General features: G+C 63.7%; 13 protein-coding genes. 8 read left to right on the forward strand and 5 right to left on the reverse strand.

Going from position 1 to position 15,073, the window contains the following annotated elements; all coding sequences use genetic code 11:
- Positions 1-106 precede the first annotated feature (106 nt).
- Entirely contained in the window at positions 107-970 is an 864-nt protein-coding gene (locus BSY18_RS02085; RefSeq protein WP_150126183.1) for an HpcH/HpaI aldolase/citrate lyase family protein, read from the forward strand.
- Positions 971-1,080: 110 nt separating this feature from the next.
- Positions 1,081-3,660 (forward strand): ATP-dependent chaperone ClpB, encoded by a 2,580-nt coding sequence (clpB, locus tag BSY18_RS02090; RefSeq protein WP_069049494.1) that lies wholly within the window; start codon positions 1,081-1,083, stop codon positions 3,658-3,660.
- A 121-nt stretch (positions 3,661-3,781) separates the two neighbouring features.
- Here clpB and BSY18_RS02095 read toward each other — a convergent pair whose 3' ends face one another.
- The gene (locus tag BSY18_RS02095) at positions 3,782-4,912 is read right to left on the reverse strand and encodes a DUF2891 domain-containing protein (protein WP_069049495.1); all 1,131 of its coding nucleotides are present in this window, start codon (positions 4,910-4,912) and stop codon (positions 3,782-3,784) included.
- Positions 4,913-5,066: 154 nt separating this feature from the next.
- Between BSY18_RS02095 and BSY18_RS02100 the strand changes: the two genes are divergently transcribed.
- The 5 genes from BSY18_RS02100 to BSY18_RS02120 all read left to right on the forward strand — a co-directional run bounded on the left by BSY18_RS02100 (position 5,067) and on the right by BSY18_RS02120 (position 10,612).
- A complete protein-coding gene (locus BSY18_RS02100) occupies positions 5,067-6,494 on the forward strand; it encodes a circularly permuted type 2 ATP-grasp protein (RefSeq protein ID WP_054134507.1) in 1,428 nt (475 codons plus the stop codon).
- A gap of 31 nt (positions 6,495-6,525) precedes the next feature.
- Positions 6,526-7,467 carry an alpha-E domain-containing protein gene (locus tag BSY18_RS02105; RefSeq protein ID WP_054134506.1) on the forward strand — a complete coding sequence of 314 codons (942 nt, stop codon included), beginning with the start codon at positions 6,526-6,528 and terminating at the stop codon, positions 7,465-7,467.
- A gap of 41 nt (positions 7,468-7,508) precedes the next feature.
- Positions 7,509-8,330, forward strand: coding sequence for a transglutaminase family protein (locus BSY18_RS02110; RefSeq protein ID WP_069049496.1), 822 nt, complete (start codon positions 7,509-7,511; stop codon positions 8,328-8,330).
- A 104-nt stretch (positions 8,331-8,434) separates the two neighbouring features.
- A complete protein-coding gene (locus BSY18_RS02115; RefSeq protein WP_054134504.1) occupies positions 8,435-9,166 on the forward strand; it encodes a peptidase in 732 nt (243 codons plus the stop codon).
- Positions 9,167-9,208: 42 nt separating this feature from the next.
- A complete protein-coding gene (locus tag BSY18_RS02120; RefSeq protein ID WP_069049497.1) occupies positions 9,209-10,612 on the forward strand; it encodes a PQQ-dependent sugar dehydrogenase in 1,404 nt (467 codons plus the stop codon).
- Positions 10,613-10,745: 133 nt separating this feature from the next.
- On the opposite strand, the gene BSY18_RS02125 is transcribed toward BSY18_RS02120, so the two are convergent.
- From BSY18_RS02125 to BSY18_RS02135, 3 genes are all read right to left on the reverse strand, one after another.
- Complete coding sequence (locus tag BSY18_RS02125) at positions 10,746-11,228, reverse strand: hypothetical protein (RefSeq protein ID WP_069049498.1); 483 nt, start codon at positions 11,226-11,228, stop codon at positions 10,746-10,748.
- Positions 11,229-11,295: 67 nt separating this feature from the next.
- Entirely contained in the window at positions 11,296-12,417 is a 1,122-nt protein-coding gene (locus BSY18_RS02130; protein ID WP_069049499.1) for a zinc-binding dehydrogenase, read from the reverse strand.
- Positions 12,418-12,477: 60 nt separating this feature from the next.
- Positions 12,478-14,019, reverse strand: coding sequence for a M20/M25/M40 family metallo-hydrolase (locus BSY18_RS02135; protein WP_069049500.1), 1,542 nt, complete (start codon positions 14,017-14,019; stop codon positions 12,478-12,480).
- 154 nt (positions 14,020-14,173) lie between these two features.
- Here BSY18_RS02135 and BSY18_RS02140 point away from each other — a divergent pair, with 154 nt between their 5' ends.
- Complete coding sequence (locus tag BSY18_RS02140; RefSeq protein WP_150126184.1) at positions 14,174-14,614, forward strand: hypothetical protein; 441 nt, start codon at positions 14,174-14,176, stop codon at positions 14,612-14,614.
- An 18-nt stretch (positions 14,615-14,632) separates the two neighbouring features.
- Here the strand turns inward: BSY18_RS02140 and BSY18_RS02145 are convergent, their stop codons facing one another.
- Complete coding sequence (locus BSY18_RS02145) at positions 14,633-14,911, reverse strand: hypothetical protein (RefSeq protein WP_069049502.1); 279 nt, start codon at positions 14,909-14,911, stop codon at positions 14,633-14,635.
- Between the last annotated feature and the right edge of the window lie 162 nt (positions 14,912-15,073).

The following is a 15,073-nucleotide window of genomic DNA, read 5'->3' on the forward strand; positions in this document are numbered from 1 at the left end:
GGTAAAAGGCACCTGAACGGCCATGATGGGCCGTGCTGGACAGGATGCCTCTATGCCGCCGATTGCCGCCACGTCCCTGCCGTCTTGTTCCCTGCCGTCCTATCCGATGCGGTCGTGGCTGTTTGCGCCGGGCGACAGCGAAAAGAAGATGGCCAAGGCGGCCGACAGCGCCGCCGATATCGTGCTGTTCGATCTGGAAGATGCGGTCGCGACAGAAAACAAGCCGCTGGCGCGCACTCTGGTCCACGCGATGCTCGCCAGCCGCGAACAAGGGCGCGAACGGCTGTGGGTGCGGGTGAACCCGCTCGACGGGCCGTACACGCTGGCAGACCTTGCCGCGGTGATGCCCGCGCGCCCCGGCGGCATCATGCTTCCCAAGGCCGGCGGGCGCGGTGATGTCGAGCTGCTCGATCATTATCTCTCGGCGCTCGAAGTCGCCTACGGCATCGATCAGGGATCGACCCCGGTCATCGTGCTGGTCACCGAGACGGCGCAATCGATGTTCCACACCGGCGACTACAAGGGCGCGCCGCGCGTGGTCGCGATGAGCTGGGGTTCGGAGGATCTGGCCGATTCGATCGGCGCCAGCACCAACCGGAACCCCGATGGCAGCTATGGCTTCACGTATGAGCTCGCCCGCAGCCTGTGTCTGCTCGGGGCGGCGAGCGCAGGCGTGACCGCGATCGAGACGATAGAAGCCGATTTCCGCAACCTTGATGGCTTGCGGATTCGCGCCGAAAAGGTCCGGCGCGACGGCTATCGCGGCATGCTCGCGATCCACCCCGCGCAGGTCGATGTCATCAACGCCGCCTTCACCCCCAGCGCCGAAGAGCTGGCGCATGCGCAGATGATCGTCGATCTGTTTGCCGCCAACCCCGGCGTCGGCACGATCGGCCACGAAGGCGGCATGCTCGACCGCCCCCATCTGTCGCGCGCGCAGCAGCTGCTCCGGCAGGTGGGGCAGGGGTAAGGACGGCGATAATGCACAAGTTGCACCGCGTGGTTGATGTACCCCTTGCGTTGCAAAGATGCAACACTATGTCAGCGGAGCAAGGGCACAGATAGGGCGGAGACACTCCCATGAACCTCGAAAAATTCACTGATCGCGCCAAGGGCTTTCTGCAGTCGGCGCAGACCGTGGCCATCCGCATGAACCATCAGCGGATCAGCCCCGAACACATTCTCAAGGCACTGCTGGAAGATACCGAAGGCATGGCGGCCGGGCTGATTGCGCGCGCAGGCGGCAATGCCCCCGTCGCGGTGCAGGAAGTCGATTCCTTGCTCGCCAAGGTGCCCGCAGTGTCGGGCGGCGGGGCGCAGCAGACGCCGGGTCTTGATAATGACGCCGTGCGGCTGCTCGACAGCGCCGAACAGGTGGCGACCAAGGCTGGCGACAGCTTCGTCACCGTCGAGCGTCTGCTGCTGGCGATCACGCTCGCCAAGGGCACCAAGGCGGGCGACGCGCTTGCCAAGGCCGGGCTGACCCCCGAGGCGCTCAACACCGCGATCAACGATCTGCGCGGCGGCCGCTCGGCGGATTCGGCCAGCGCCGAGGAAAGCTACGAAGCGATGAAGAAGTACGCCCGCGACCTCACCGAGGCTGCGCGCGAGGGCAAGCTCGATCCGGTGATCGGCCGCGACGAGGAAATCCGCCGCACCGTGCAGATTCTCGCCCGGCGGACCAAGAACAACCCCGTGCTGATCGGCGAGCCTGGCGTCGGCAAGACCGCGATCGCCGAGGGGCTGGCGCTGCGCATCGCCAATGGCGACGTGCCCGACAGCCTGAAGGACCGCCGCCTGATGTCGCTCGACATGGGCTCGCTGATCGCGGGCGCCAAGTATCGCGGCGAGTTCGAGGAGCGGCTGAAGGCGGTGCTCGACGAGGTCAAGGGTGCCGATGGCGAGATCATCCTGTTCATCGACGAGATGCACACGCTGGTGGGTGCGGGCAAGGGCGAAGGCGCAATGGACGCCTCGAACCTCTTGAAGCCTGCCCTTGCGCGCGGCGAACTGCATTGCATCGGCGCAACCACGCTCGACGAATATCAGAAGCATGTCGAAAAGGACCCCGCGCTGCAGCGGCGGTTCCAGCCGGTGTTCGTCGGCGAGCCCAATGTCGAGGACACGATCTCGATCCTGCGCGGCCTCAAGGAAAAGTACGAGCTGCACCACGGCGTGCGGATCACCGACAACGCGCTGGTGGCGGCGGCGACTTTGTCCAACCGCTATATCTCCGACCGCTTCCTGCCCGACAAGGCGATCGACCTGATGGACGAGGCCGCGAGCCGTATCCGCATGGAAGTCGAGAGCAAGCCCGAGGAGATCGAAGCGCTTGATCGCAAGATCATCCAGCTCAAGATCGAAGCGTCGGCGCTAAGCCGCGAGAGCGATGCCGCGTCGAAGGACCGGCTGGTGCACCTGCAGAAGGACCTGTCCGAGCTCGAGCAGAAGTCGTCTGAACTGACCACGCGCTGGAAAGGCGAGAAGGACAAGATCCACGCCGAAGCCCGGCTCAAGGAAGAGCTCGACGGTCTGCGGATCGAGCTCGACCAGGCGCAGCGCAATGGCGATCTCGCGCGTGCGGGCGAGCTGTCCTACGGGCGCATCCCCGAGCTCGAGCGCAAGCTGGCGGAAGCTGCGACCTTCACCGAGGGCGCAATGCTGCGCGAGGAAGTGACCGAGGACGATATCGCTGCGGTTGTCAGCAAGTGGACCGGAATCCCGATGGAGCGGATGCTCGCGGGCGAGCGCGAGAAATTGCTCGCGATGGAAGAGCATATCGGCAAGCGAGTGATCGGTCAGGCCGCGGCGGTCGAGGCCGTCGCCAAGGCGGTGCGGCGTTCGCGCGCGGGTCTCCAGGACCCCAACCGTCCGCTGGGCAGCTTCCTGTTCCTCGGCCCCACGGGTGTCGGCAAGACCGAACTGACGCGCGCGCTCGCTGGCTTCCTGTTCGATGACGACAACGCGATGGTCCGCATCGACATGAGCGAGTTCATGGAAAAGCACGCTGTCGCGCGGCTGATCGGCGCGCCTCCGGGCTATGTCGGTTACGAGGAGGGCGGCGTGCTGACCGAGGCGGTGCGGCGCAGGCCCTATCAGGTGGTGCTGTTCGACGAGGTCGAAAAGGCCCATCCCGATGTGTTCAACGTGCTGTTGCAGGTGCTCGACGATGGCCGTCTGACCGATGGCCAGGGCCGCACGGTCGATTTCTCGAACACGCTGATCATCCTGACGTCGAACCTGGGCAGCCAGTATCTCGCCGGGATGACCGAGGATCAGAAGGTCAAGGATGTCGAACCGCAGGTGATGGAAGTGGTGCGCGGGCATTTCCGCCCCGAATTCCTCAACCGCCTGGACGAGATCATCCTGTTCCACCGCCTGGGCGAGGAGCATATGGCGCCGATCGTCGACATCCAGGTCGCGCGTGTTGCGAAATTGCTCAAGGATCGCAAGATCACGATCGATCTTTCGGACAGCGCCAAGAAGTGGCTGGGCCGGGTGGGCTACGACCCGGTGTATGGCGCACGCCCGCTTAAGCGCGCGATCCAGCGCTATCTGCAGGACGCGCTCGCGGACAAACTGCTGCGCGGGGAAATTCCGGACGGATCGACGGTCAAGGTCGAGGATGGCGACGGCCAACTGGTGCTGACGGTGGATTGAGACGCGTTCCCCTCCCTGCAAGGGAGGGGTTAGGGGTGGGTCGGCGGAATTGAGCTAAGCTCGCCTTGTAGCGGCGTACCCACCCCCAGCCCCTCCCTGAAAGGGAGGGGAGTCCATGGCTTCAGCTGCCCCCGATACCCCGCCTGGTCGTCAGATACGTCGCAAAGCTTCCCAGCCAGTGGCTGCCTTCGTAATTGTCGGCACTCACCGCTGCGAGCCCGCTGGTGGCGTGCGCCTTTGATGCCGCCAACAGCGCGGGAACCCGCGCATCGCCTTCCGGCAACGCGCTGGCGACGCCCTCCATAGCCCAGGCGCGCGACAGGTTGACGCCGTCGAGGTGGACAAGCTTGCCATCGGTGGGGTCGCGGACCTCCCCGGGCGTCAGCCAATCCCCAGAGCCATCCACCGGGATCTGCGGCAGGAATGTGCCCAGCCACGCGGCATAGTCTGCCTGCGGCATAACCCGGCGCATCAGGTCGGCCTCCATCAGGCATGGAGAGAGGAAATCTTCGCCCGAAGGTTCATAGGCGAGTGGGCAGTTCACGTCGCTGCGGTGGAATTCCAGCGACTTGTCGGCGAGCTGCCTTTCGAACGCCGTATTGCCCACCTGCCGCGCATAATCGATCATCAGGCCGAAGGCGAAGGCGCTCTGGTTGTGGGTGCCCAGCCGGATCGGATAGGCGAGCTTGGGCAGCCATTCCTGCGTTTCGGCAACAATCCGCTCCTCAAGCGGGCGCAAGGTCTCGCGCCAGGTCTTGAGCCTGGGATCGTCGCTCTCGTCGAGCTCGGCGACCAGCTGCAGCAGCCAGGCGGTGCCATAGGGCCGCTCGAACCCCTTGCGCCCCTCGCCATCGAGATAGGCGAGTTCGGCAGCGATGTTCGCGTCGGTGAAGCTGCGATCCAGCGCGGCGATGATCGCGGGCTTCATCGGCGATGCGGGATCGGTCTTGAGGATGCGCACCAGCAGCCAGTGGCCGTGGACCGAGCTGTGCCAGTCGAAACAGCCATAAAAGGCCGGGGTCAGTTCAGCCGGGGTTTGCGCGTCCTCGGCCGTGTTCATCACATGCGATATCTTGTTGGGATATTCCTTGTGCACGCAGGTCAGCGCCAGCCGTGCGAAGCGGTCGTTGACCGCATCGGGCCGCGCTTCGGGAATATCGGCAGAGGTGGTGTCATTCGCGGCCTTATCGGCGGGGCCGCAGCCTGCCAGCAAAAGCGCTGCTGCGAGCGCGAGGCCTGTCGATCTTTTCAAGCTGTCTGGTCCTTCCGCATGGTTGGTGGCGAATACACACGCAAAGGACGCGGATGGCAAGTTTGCCGGTCACGAACCGGTGCTCAGTCGGCAGATGCACCCGGTGCATTTCCGGTCTTGCGGCAGTGCACAATAGCTGTCACATCTCAAATCAATGACAGGGGAAACGCCGCACTTTGACGAGATGCTTCGGGCCGATGGTTCGGTGCGCGAACCTTATGACGAATTCTGCGCCTGGTACTCCAGCCAGGATGCCGCCCGATTGCGGACCAAGGCGCGCGATGCGGAAAACTTCTTTCGCCGCACCGGCATCACCTTTGCGGTCTATGGCGAGGAAGAGGCAAGCGAGCGGCTGATCCCGTTCGATATCGTGCCGCGCATCATTTCGGGCCGCGAATGGGCGCGCCTGAGCCGCGGGATCGAGCAGCGGGTGCGTGCGATCAACGCGTTCCTGTACGACATCTACCACCGGCAGGAGATCCTGCGGGCGGGCAGGGTGCCCGTCGAGCTGATCGCCAAGAACGATGCCTATCTGCCGCAGATGATCGGCATGGATCCGCCCGGTGGCATTTACACCCACATTATCGGCGTCGATATCGTGCGCACCGGGCCCAACCAGTTCTATGTGCTCGAGGACAATGCGCGCACGCCATCGGGCGTGTCGTACATGCTCGAAAATCGCGAGACGATGCTGCACATGTTCCCGGAACTGTTCCGCAAGAACAAGGTGCGCGAGGTCTCCGATTACCCCCGCAAGCTGCGCCGCTCGCTTGCCGCAAGCGCACCGCGCGCGTGCAATGGCGCGCCCGAAATCGCGGTGCTGACCCCCGGCATCCACAACAGCGCCTATTTCGAGCACAGCTTCCTTGCCGACCAGATGGGGGCGGAACTGGTCGAGGGGCATGACCTGCGCGTCATCGACGGCCGCGTGGCAATGCGCACCACGCAGGGTTATCGCGCGATCGATGTGCTGTATCGCCGGGTCGACGACGACTATCTCGATCCGCTCACCTTCCGTCCGGAATCGGCGCTGGGTGTTCCGGGGATCATGGATGTCTATCGCGCAGGCGGCATCACCATCGCCAATGCGCCCGGCACCGGCATCTCGGACGACAAGGCGATCTACAGCTACATGCCCGAGATCGTTGAGTTCTACACCGGCGAAAAGGCGATCCTGGAAAATGTGCCGACCTGGCGCTGCTCCGAACCGGATTCACTCGCCTATGTGATGGAGCATCTGCACGAACTGGTGGTCAAGGAAGTCCACGGATCGGGCGGCTATGGCATGCTGGTCGGACCCGCCGCCAATCGCAAGGAACTCGCAGCTTTCCGCGACAAGCTCAAGGCGCGGCCGGGCAACTACATCGCGCAGCCCACGCTTGCGCTGTCCACGGTGCCGATCATGACCCGCCAGGGGCTGGCGCCGCGGCATGTCGATCTGCGCCCGTTTGTGCTGGTCTCGCCCAACGGCATCGACATCACGCCCGGCGGCCTCACCCGTGTGGCGCTGAAAAAGGGCTCTTTGGTGGTCAATTCCAGCCAGGGCGGGGGCACCAAGGACAGCTGGGTGCTGGACGAATGATGCGCGCTGTCGATGCCGAAGGGGCCCGCTGATGCTGGGCAAGACCGCAGGCGGCCTGTTCTGGATGCAGCGCTATCTCGAGCGCAGCGAGAATATCGCGCGGCTGGTCGATGCGGGCTTCCGCATCGCGCTCACCCGGTCGGAAGCGGCCGAGGACGAATGGGGGTCGGTGCTGACCACCGCGGGGGTGCGCCGCGCCTATTCGCAGCGTTACGACAAGGTTGATGGCTCCAGCGTCATCAACTTCCTGCTGCGCGACAAGACCAACCCCAACAGCGTGCTCTCGGTCATCGAAAGCGCGCGCAACAACGCCCGGCTGGTGCGCACCGCGCTGACCCGCGAGGTGTGGGAGGCGACCAACGAGTGCTGGATGACGCTGAAGGAAGCGTTGCGCACCCAGATTTCCGACAATGAGCTCCCCGATGTGCTGAGCCTCATCCGCCAGCAGAGTGCGCAGGTGCGCGGCGCGCAGAGCGGCACGATGATGCGCAACGACATCTATTTCTTCGCGCAATTGGGCGCCTTCGTCGAGCGCTCGGACAGCACCGCGCGCATTCTCGACGTCAAATATTACGTGCTGCTGCCCTCGCTGTCCTATGTCGGATCCAGCCTGGACAATGTGCAGTGGGAGACGATCCTGCGCTCGGTTTCGGCGTACCGCGCCTTCCGCTGGCTCAACCCGGGGGAAACCAATCCGCGCAACATCGCCCAGTTCATGATACTGGACCAGGTGATGCCGCGCTCGCTGTCGTTCTGCGCGGGCCGGATGGCGGGCGCGCTCGAGGCGATCGCGCGCGAATACGGCACCAGCGGCGCCAGCCTGGATCTCGCCTGCGCGCTGCGGCGCGATCTGGAACAGGCCAATATCGACATGATCGTGGACAACGGACTGCACCAGTTCATCCAGGATTTCATCAAGCGCAACAACGCCATTTCCGCCCAGATCGAGCAGGAATTCCGCTTCTATCTGTAGGTCCGGAGAGGGTCAGAGCCAAAAGGGTTAGCCGGTCAATCATGCGTCTGCATATCGTCCACCGAACATCCTATCACTACGACACGCCAATGCCTTATGCGCTGCAGCGGCTGCGCATGATCCCCAAGGATTCCGCCGGGCAGCGCGTAGTCCGCTGGAAGACCGAGGTCGAGGGTGGATCGAAGCAGGTCGAGTATATCGACCATCACAACAACCATGTCGAACTCTTCAGCTTCAACCCCGATCAGCACGAGGTGGTGATCCATTGCGAGGGCGAAGTGGAGACCAGCGATCATGCAGGGATGGTCGGCCAGCATGGCGGATCTGCGCCGCTGTGGTACTTCCGCCGCGAAACCCCATTCACAAGGCCAGGCCCTGCGATCCGCAAGCTGCTGCGCCAGTTCGACGATCCCGGCGCTGCCAATGGCGATGCGCCGCGTCTGCACGCGCTGTCCGAACTGGTGCGCGGCGCGGTCGCCTATGAGGTCGGCCAGACCGGAGCGACCACGACCGCGGAAGAGGCGCTCAATGCCGGGCACGGCGTGTGCCAGGATCATGCCCATCTGTTCATCACGCTCGCCCGTCTGCTCGGTTACCCCGCGCGCTATGTCAGCGGCTATCTGCTGATGAACGACCGGACCGAGCAGGACGCAGGCCACGGCTGGGCAGAGGTGCACGCACAGGGGCTGGGCTGGGTCGGGTTTGACATATCCAACGGCTATTCCCCCGACGAGCGCTATGTCCGCGTTGCCACCGGTCTGGATTATCGCGAAGCCGCCCCGATTGGAGGGATTACCTTCGGCAAGGGGAACGAGGCGATGACCGTGACGTTGACTGTGCAGCAGGTTCAGGCGCAGCAATAGCGGTTTTTCCACATGCAATGTGGCCCTGGCGGCATTCGGCCTTGACCGATTGTTGCGCTTGATCCCTTATGAAACGCATGAGAGCAAAGGGGGAGGACGCTCCTATGACATATTGCGTCGGGATGCGCCTGGACAAAGGGCTGGTGTTCATGTCGGACACCCGCACCAACTCTGGTGTCGATAACATCAGTGTTTTCAAGAAGATGTTCACCTGGGAAAAGCCGGGCGACCGCTACATCACGGTGATGACCGCGGGCAATCTGGCGACCACCCAGGGCGTGATCAGCGTTCTCGAGGAGCGCACCAAGGCACCGCACGAGCGCAAGCCCTCGATCATGGAAGCGCCCACCATGTTCCAGGTGGCGCGGATCATCGGCGAGACGTTGCGCGACGAGATCGCGCGCACCCGCTCAATCGCGGGCGAAACCGCCTCTTCCTCGTTCGGAGCCTCGATGATCGTCGGCGGCCAGATCAAGGGCATGGATCCCAAGCTTTTCCTGATCTACCCGGAAGGCAACTTCATCGAGGCGGGCGACGACACGCCGTTCTTCCAGATCGGCGAGACCAAATACGGCCGCCCCATCCTGGTGCGCGCCTATGACCGCGACATGTCGTTCAACGATGCGATCAAGCTGCTGATGGTGTCGTTCGATTCGACGATCAAGGCCAATCTCTCGGTCGATCTGCCGCTCGATCTGCAGATTTACGCATCGAACAGCTTTGCCGGGCGCAACCGCCGGATTTCCGGGAGCGACCCTTATTACAACCTCATCGCCGACCAGTGGAGCGATGCGTTGAAGAACGCATTCCATTCGCTGCCCGATTATACCGGCTGATCGTGCTTGCGTGAGCCCGGTTGCCTCCCTAATTCGGAAGGCATGACCAACAAAGCACGCAACATCCTCGTTTTTCTGGGCCTCACCACCGCGATCGTCGGCGGGGCCGGGTGGTATTTCCTCAGCGGCGACACAGCAGAGCTCGATATCGCCGAGGTTAGCGGGCCATCGCCGGTGATCTCCGCGCCGCGCAAGGAAATCTTCCCCACCATCAACGTCGCCGATGTCGAGGTATGGGCCGACGGCGAGGCGCCCGAGGCCGGCAAGGGTCTTGCCGTGGCTCGCTTTGCCGAAGGGCTCGATCATCCGCGATCGATGCTGGTGCTGCCCAATGGCGATGTGCTGGTCGCCGAAACCAACAGCCCGCCGCGCGAGAACAAGGGCATCGAAGGCTTCATCATGCGGATGCTCATGAACAAGGCGGGGGCTGGCGTTGAGTCCGCCAACCGCATCTCGCTGCTGCGCGATGCCGATGCCGATGGCCGGGCCGAATCGAAGACGGTGCTGCTCGACGGGCTGAACTCGCCTTATGGCATGCAGCTGATCGGCGAGACGCTGTACGTCGCCAACACCGATGCGGTGATGGCCTATTCCTATACCCCCGGCCAGGTGAAGATCAGCGGCGAAGGTCGCAAGATCATCGATCTGCCCGCGTCCAAGCCCAACAATCACTGGACCCGCAACCTGCTCGCCAATGCCGACGGCACCAAATTGTACGTCGCGATCGGTTCTGCCACCAACATCGCCGAAAAGGGATTGCCCGCCGAAAAGGGCCGCGCGCGGATCATCGAGATCGATCTTGCCACCGGCAAGAAGCGCGATTTCGCGGTTGGCCTGCGCAATCCCGTTGGCCTTGCCTGGGAGCCCAATTCGGACGCGCTGTGGACCGTGGTCAACGAACGCGACATGCTCGGTTCCGATCTGGTGCCCGATTACCTCACCCGGGTCGATGTCGGCATGCACTTTGGCTGGCCGTGGAACTATTGGGGGGGATATGAGGACCTGCGCGTCGAGCCTCGCCGCCAGGATCTGCGCGAATACACCCGGCGTCCCGATTATGCGCTGGGCAGCCACGTTGCGCCCCTGGGGCTGACCTTCGCCAGCAAGGCGGCGCTGGGCCAGGGCTTTGCCAACGGTGCCTTTGTCGCGCTGCACGGATCGTGGAACCGCAAGCCAGCATCGGGCTACAAGGTCGTATTCGTGCCCTTCGGGCAGACCGGCCGCCCCGCCGTCACCCGCAATGCCGAGGGCAAGGTCACCGGCGGACTTCCCGTCGACGTGCTCACCGGCTTCCTTTCCAAGGACGGCTCCGCCAAGGGCCGCCCCACCGATGTCACCGTAGACAGCCGCGGCGCGCTGCTCGTCACCGATGACGTCGCGGGCATCATCTGGCGGGTGAGCAATCCTGCGATGAAGGCAAAACCGGTCGAAACTGCCGCACGCTGAACTGCCGGCTCCCGCCCGCGAAGTCGAAGGACCCGCGCCCACGCTGGCCGTAAAGCGCGGCCTTCGACAGGCTCAGGCTGAGCGGAGGTGGGTGCTGCAAAGACATAGAAGCGCCTATTCGCGGCACTTTCACTCATGTTTTCTTAAGGTGATCCAGATCCGGGGCAAACTTCCAACTGCCAGGCTCACCTGACCAGACGCCAGCAAACCAGAGGGTCTCAACATCATCGCGAGCGACAATTTGTAGACACCTCTCCGCAGACACGATGTAAAAATGCTCCCAAGGGGCATCCGAACACGTCTCAGAGCTTTCGATATCGAGTGTGAATTGGCCGGACCACAGCCAGTGGGAGTTTTCTACTTTAAACAAGCTACCCTCAGGCCGATTGCTTTGGTCCGTAGTCAGAAATACGTCAGCGTCGCCGTCCCATATTGTCTTGAATGCTCGAACGTCCTTGAAATCGAGATGCAGCTTTCCCTCGTGATAGGGCAGGCTGACAGCTAGCCGCTGGTGGCGGTGGCTTGAGATTTTTAAGTCGCCGAACGATGGGGCCTTATCTTCAGCTTCGCGACAAGGTGTCCAACGGATCAGTCTTTGCGGTTCTAATTTGACCATTGAGGCTCTATATCTGGTTGTCAGAAACGAGCCAATAAATGTTACAGAAAAAGCCGTCGCTAATAACTCAAGGCACCACCACCTGCCGGATCGCGGTTCCGCTCGCCAGTTCATCGAACAGGGCGTTGATCTCGCTTAGCGGGCTTACCGAGCTCAGCAGCTTCTCGACCGGCATCCGGCCTGCTCGCCACAAAGCGATATAGCGCGGGATATCGCGCGAGGGGATGGCGTTGCCCATATAGCTGCCCATCAGCGTCTTGCCGTCGCCGACCAACGAGACCGCGGGGATCGAGAGCATGTCTGCGGGGTTGGGAAGGCCCACGGTGACGATCCGTCCGCCGCGCCGCGCCAATCCGTATGCCTTGGCCAGCACCGCTGCCTTGCCGACGGTTTCGATCACCAGATCGGGCTTGCCACCCAATGCGGCGATCACCGCGTCCTCGCCATCCTCGGGAGGCACGGCGGCGACCGCGCCCAGCTCCATCGCAAGCGCACGCTTGGCGGGCACGGGGTCGATCGCGATGACCGGATGCGCGCCCGCGGCGATTGCGGCCATCAGCGCGGCAAGGCCCACACCGCCCAGGCCATAGACCACCACGCTTTCGCCTGCGCGCAAGGCACCGCTGTTGAGCACCGCGCCCGCGCCGGTCAGCACCGCGCAGCCAAACAAAGCGGCGATCTCCACCGGAATGTCGGCGTCGATCTTCACCGCAGAGCGCCGGTCCACCACTGCGTGCGTGGCAAAGGCCGACGAGCCCAGATGATGCTGCACCTCATGCCCGTTCTCGGACAAGCGCCGCTCACCGCCGAGCAGCGTGCCTGCGCCGTTGGCTGCTGCGCCATTGCCGCACAGATAGCCTTCGCCCGAATGGCAGCTGGGGCAGTATCCGCACAGGGGTAAAAAGCTCAGCACCACCCGGTCTCCGGGTGCAAAATGCTGCGCAGCAATTGCGCCCGGTTCGATCACGGTGGCGACCGCCTCGTGCCCCAGCGCCATCGGCATCGGGCGCGGACGGTCGCCGTTGATGACCGAAAGGTCGCTGTGGCACAGCCCGGCCGCCTCGATCTTGACCAGCATCTCGTCCGCGCCCGGTGGGGCAAGATCGACCTGGGCAAGACGCAGCGGGGTGGTATCGGCAAACGGCCCGTTATGGCCGATGCTGTCGAGGATGGCGGCGGTTATCTTCATGGCCGTCGTCATGCAACCGCAAGCGCGCCGCCGCAAGCGCCACGCACACGCTGAGCCCGACTAGCGGACAGCCGCCATCTGGTAGAGCATCTCGACAAAGCCCATCGTCGCATCGGTGATCCCGGCGACCTTGGGGTTGGACGAATCCACCACGAAATACTCGTCGGGCGCGTGCTGGGCGCTGCCATGGCCGATCCCGAAATGCCCGGCAGGGATGCTCACCGGCGGGGAGGTGAACACTGCGCCCGGCCAGGATCCGGCGAGTCGCGGGTTGAGATTGGCCTTGACCCCGAGCCTCGCATAAGCCGCCATTTCCGCCTTGATCAGCAGGCTGTCTTCCGCAACCTCGGTTGGATCATAGCCGCCCGAGACGTTTGCCTCGATGTCCATGAAGCCATGTTTGTCGAGATGCGCGCGCAGCTTGGCTTCCGCCTCGGCGCGGGTCTGGTTGGGGACCAGCCGGAAGTCGAGCTTGGCGACCGCGCGGCCAGGCAGCACGGTCTTGCCGCCGGGGCCGGTATAGCCCGCGACGAGCCCTTCGATGTTCGCGGTCGGCTCCTGCGCCAGCCGGACCAGCGCCTGTTCGAGCGGCAGGTCATCGATCCAGTGGGTGACGCCGAACGATGCCTTCATCTGCGCCTCGTCCATCGATTTGGCCCCCTCGGCGATCAAAGCCTTTTCGCGCGCCGTCAGCGGGCGGACATTGTCCGACCAGCCGCCGATGACGACGTTGTTGCCATCTGCCGAGACCAGGGTCTGCAGCGCCTGTACCAGTCGCCAGGTCGGCGAATCGATCATCGCCTTGTAGCTGGAGTGGACGTCGCCCTTGGGCCCGCGCCCCCATTTGGCGCCGCTGGCGACCAGCTCGAGCTCGATGATGCCCTTGGATCCGAGATTGACCTGCACCTCGCCGTTGGCGCCCTGCCAGCAGGCGGGGATGAAGATGCCCGCGCACTTGCGCAGCGCGGCAAGCACGTTGGGCTTGGTGGCAATCTGCCTGAAATTGGGCGATCCGATCTCCTCCTCGCCCTCGGCGAGCAGCACGATGTTGACCGGCAGCTTCACGCCCGCCGCCTTCATCGCATGCAGCGCAGCCAGGAACGTCGCCTGCGGGCCCTTCTGGTTGACCGCGCCGCGCCCGACGATCGCCTTGCCCCAGCCGGGCTTGTCGACGATCTTCGCTTCCAGCGGTGGGGAGGTCCATTCGGCAGGGTCGAACTGCTTGACGTCGTACATGAAATAGATGCCCAGCGTCCGCCTGGCGCCGACATCGATGGTGCCGAAGACGCCGGGATGACCATCGGAGGGCACGATTTCGACCCCGGCGAACCCGGCGGCCCTTGCCAGATCGGCCATGTACGCCGCGCCTTGCGGCATGTTGAGATTTTCCGCCGCGATCGAGGGCAGGGCGATCCAGTCCTGGATGCGCTTGATATCGGCCTCGCGATTGGCCTCGGCTGCTTTGCGGATGCGGGCGATGTCGCCGTCTGCTGCCAGCGCCGCGCCGCCACCGCCTGCGGTCAGGGCGAGCCCGCCACCTACCAAGGCTGCCGACCGAAGAAACGCGCGCCGCTCAAGCGCACCTGCCGGGTCCAATGTCATCTCGTGCCGCTCCCCTGATCCTGATTTGCAGCAAAGGATGACGCAATGCGCCAAGCCGAGCAAGTGATTAACCCGTTGGAAAGACTAAGCCGACTAGCCACAGTTCAAATGTAAAATTGAAGTGACGCCGTTTTCAAGAACAATGGGTGCAACCATGAAATTCCGGATGTTTTCGGCGCAGCACATCGAGCTCGCGGATATCGCGCGCGAAATCGTGGCGCATGTGAGCGCGCTGGCTAACGGAACGGGTGCGGCTGCGCGCGATCCGCTGCCCGCGCTGCGGCTTGCATTCTCTCGTGCGGTGGGAGCGCACTGTTCGGCGGAGATCGATTGCCTGCGCGAGCATCTGCAGAGCCATCCTGATGTCGCCGCCGAGCGCGCCGACATGATCAGGCGCTTTCACGACGAGCTGCTGGCGTGGCGCGGTTCGCTGATGGATTGCAACGCGCACTGGCCGGCCAAGCGAGTCGTGGAAAGTCCGGCTGCGTTCCTGGACGTATTCACTCCGCTCGCCGATGCCTTGTATGCGCGGCTACGCTGGGAGGAGCAGGAGTTCTATCCCAAAGTCCTGGGCCGCAAGCCGGTGTCGGCCTGAGCCACAGACAAGCGTCGACTATTCGACCCAGGCGGTGCGGCTGCGGGTGACGTGGAAGAGCGGGCGCATTGGCTGCGCTGCCACATCCGCAAGCGGGATTGCGGTTTCGCAGGTCGCGCATTCGGCACTCATCCGCCCGACATGCCAGTGCCTGCCGCCACACCCGGGGCAGTGGTTGACATCCCCTGTGTGATAGAGCGGCATGAAACCGCGTCCGGCGATGCGGCTTGCAAAGCCGTGCCCCGCCGCAAGGGCCTGGCCGGGATCGAAGGCGCGGCGGGCAAAATGCGTCGTCATGTCCTGTTTCCTCAGTTACCTTGACGCTGAATACGCACAGCCGCCGAAACGGTTTCCTTCAGCGACGAACTGTTTGTCGCATGGCTGCGCGGCGAGCCCTGTGATCATCCGCACCGCCTGCGATAAATGCGCTTGCGGTCCATAATATTTGATATAAATATG

Origin of the sequence: Blastomonas sp. RAC04 (assembly GCF_001713435.1) — a bacterium.
Taxonomy (GTDB): Bacteria; Pseudomonadota; Alphaproteobacteria; order Sphingomonadales; family Sphingomonadaceae; genus Blastomonas; species Blastomonas fulva.

Excerpts from the sequence above, each read along its gene's own strand:
- BSY18_RS02085 (WP_150126183.1), top strand. The coding sequence starts at position 107 with ATGCGGTCGTGGCTGTTTGCGCCGGGCGACAGCGAAAAGAAGATGGCC.
- BSY18_RS02110 (WP_069049496.1), top strand. The coding sequence starts at position 7,509 with ATGCGTCTGCATATCGTCCACCGAACATCCTATCACTACGACACGCCA.
- BSY18_RS02145 (WP_069049502.1), bottom strand. The coding sequence starts at position 14,911 with ATGACGACGCATTTTGCCCGCCGCGCCTTCGATCCCGGCCAGGCCCTT.
- BSY18_RS02125 (WP_069049498.1), bottom strand. The coding sequence starts at position 11,228 with ATGGTCAAATTAGAACCGCAAAGACTGATCCGTTGGACACCTTGTCGC.
- BSY18_RS02105 (WP_054134506.1), top strand. The coding sequence starts at position 6,526 with ATGCTGGGCAAGACCGCAGGCGGCCTGTTCTGGATGCAGCGCTATCTC.
- BSY18_RS02140 (WP_150126184.1), top strand. The coding sequence starts at position 14,174 with ATGAAATTCCGGATGTTTTCGGCGCAGCACATCGAGCTCGCGGATATC.
- BSY18_RS02100 (WP_054134507.1), top strand. The coding sequence starts at position 5,067 with ATGACAGGGGAAACGCCGCACTTTGACGAGATGCTTCGGGCCGATGGT.
- clpB (WP_069049494.1), top strand. The coding sequence starts at position 1,081 with ATGAACCTCGAAAAATTCACTGATCGCGCCAAGGGCTTTCTGCAGTCG.
- BSY18_RS02135 (WP_069049500.1), bottom strand. The coding sequence starts at position 14,019 with ATGACATTGGACCCGGCAGGTGCGCTTGAGCGGCGCGCGTTTCTTCGG.
- BSY18_RS02115 (WP_054134504.1), top strand. The coding sequence starts at position 8,435 with ATGACATATTGCGTCGGGATGCGCCTGGACAAAGGGCTGGTGTTCATG.
- BSY18_RS02120 (WP_069049497.1), top strand. The coding sequence starts at position 9,209 with ATGACCAACAAAGCACGCAACATCCTCGTTTTTCTGGGCCTCACCACC.
- BSY18_RS02130 (WP_069049499.1), bottom strand. The coding sequence starts at position 12,417 with ATGAAGATAACCGCCGCCATCCTCGACAGCATCGGCCATAACGGGCCG.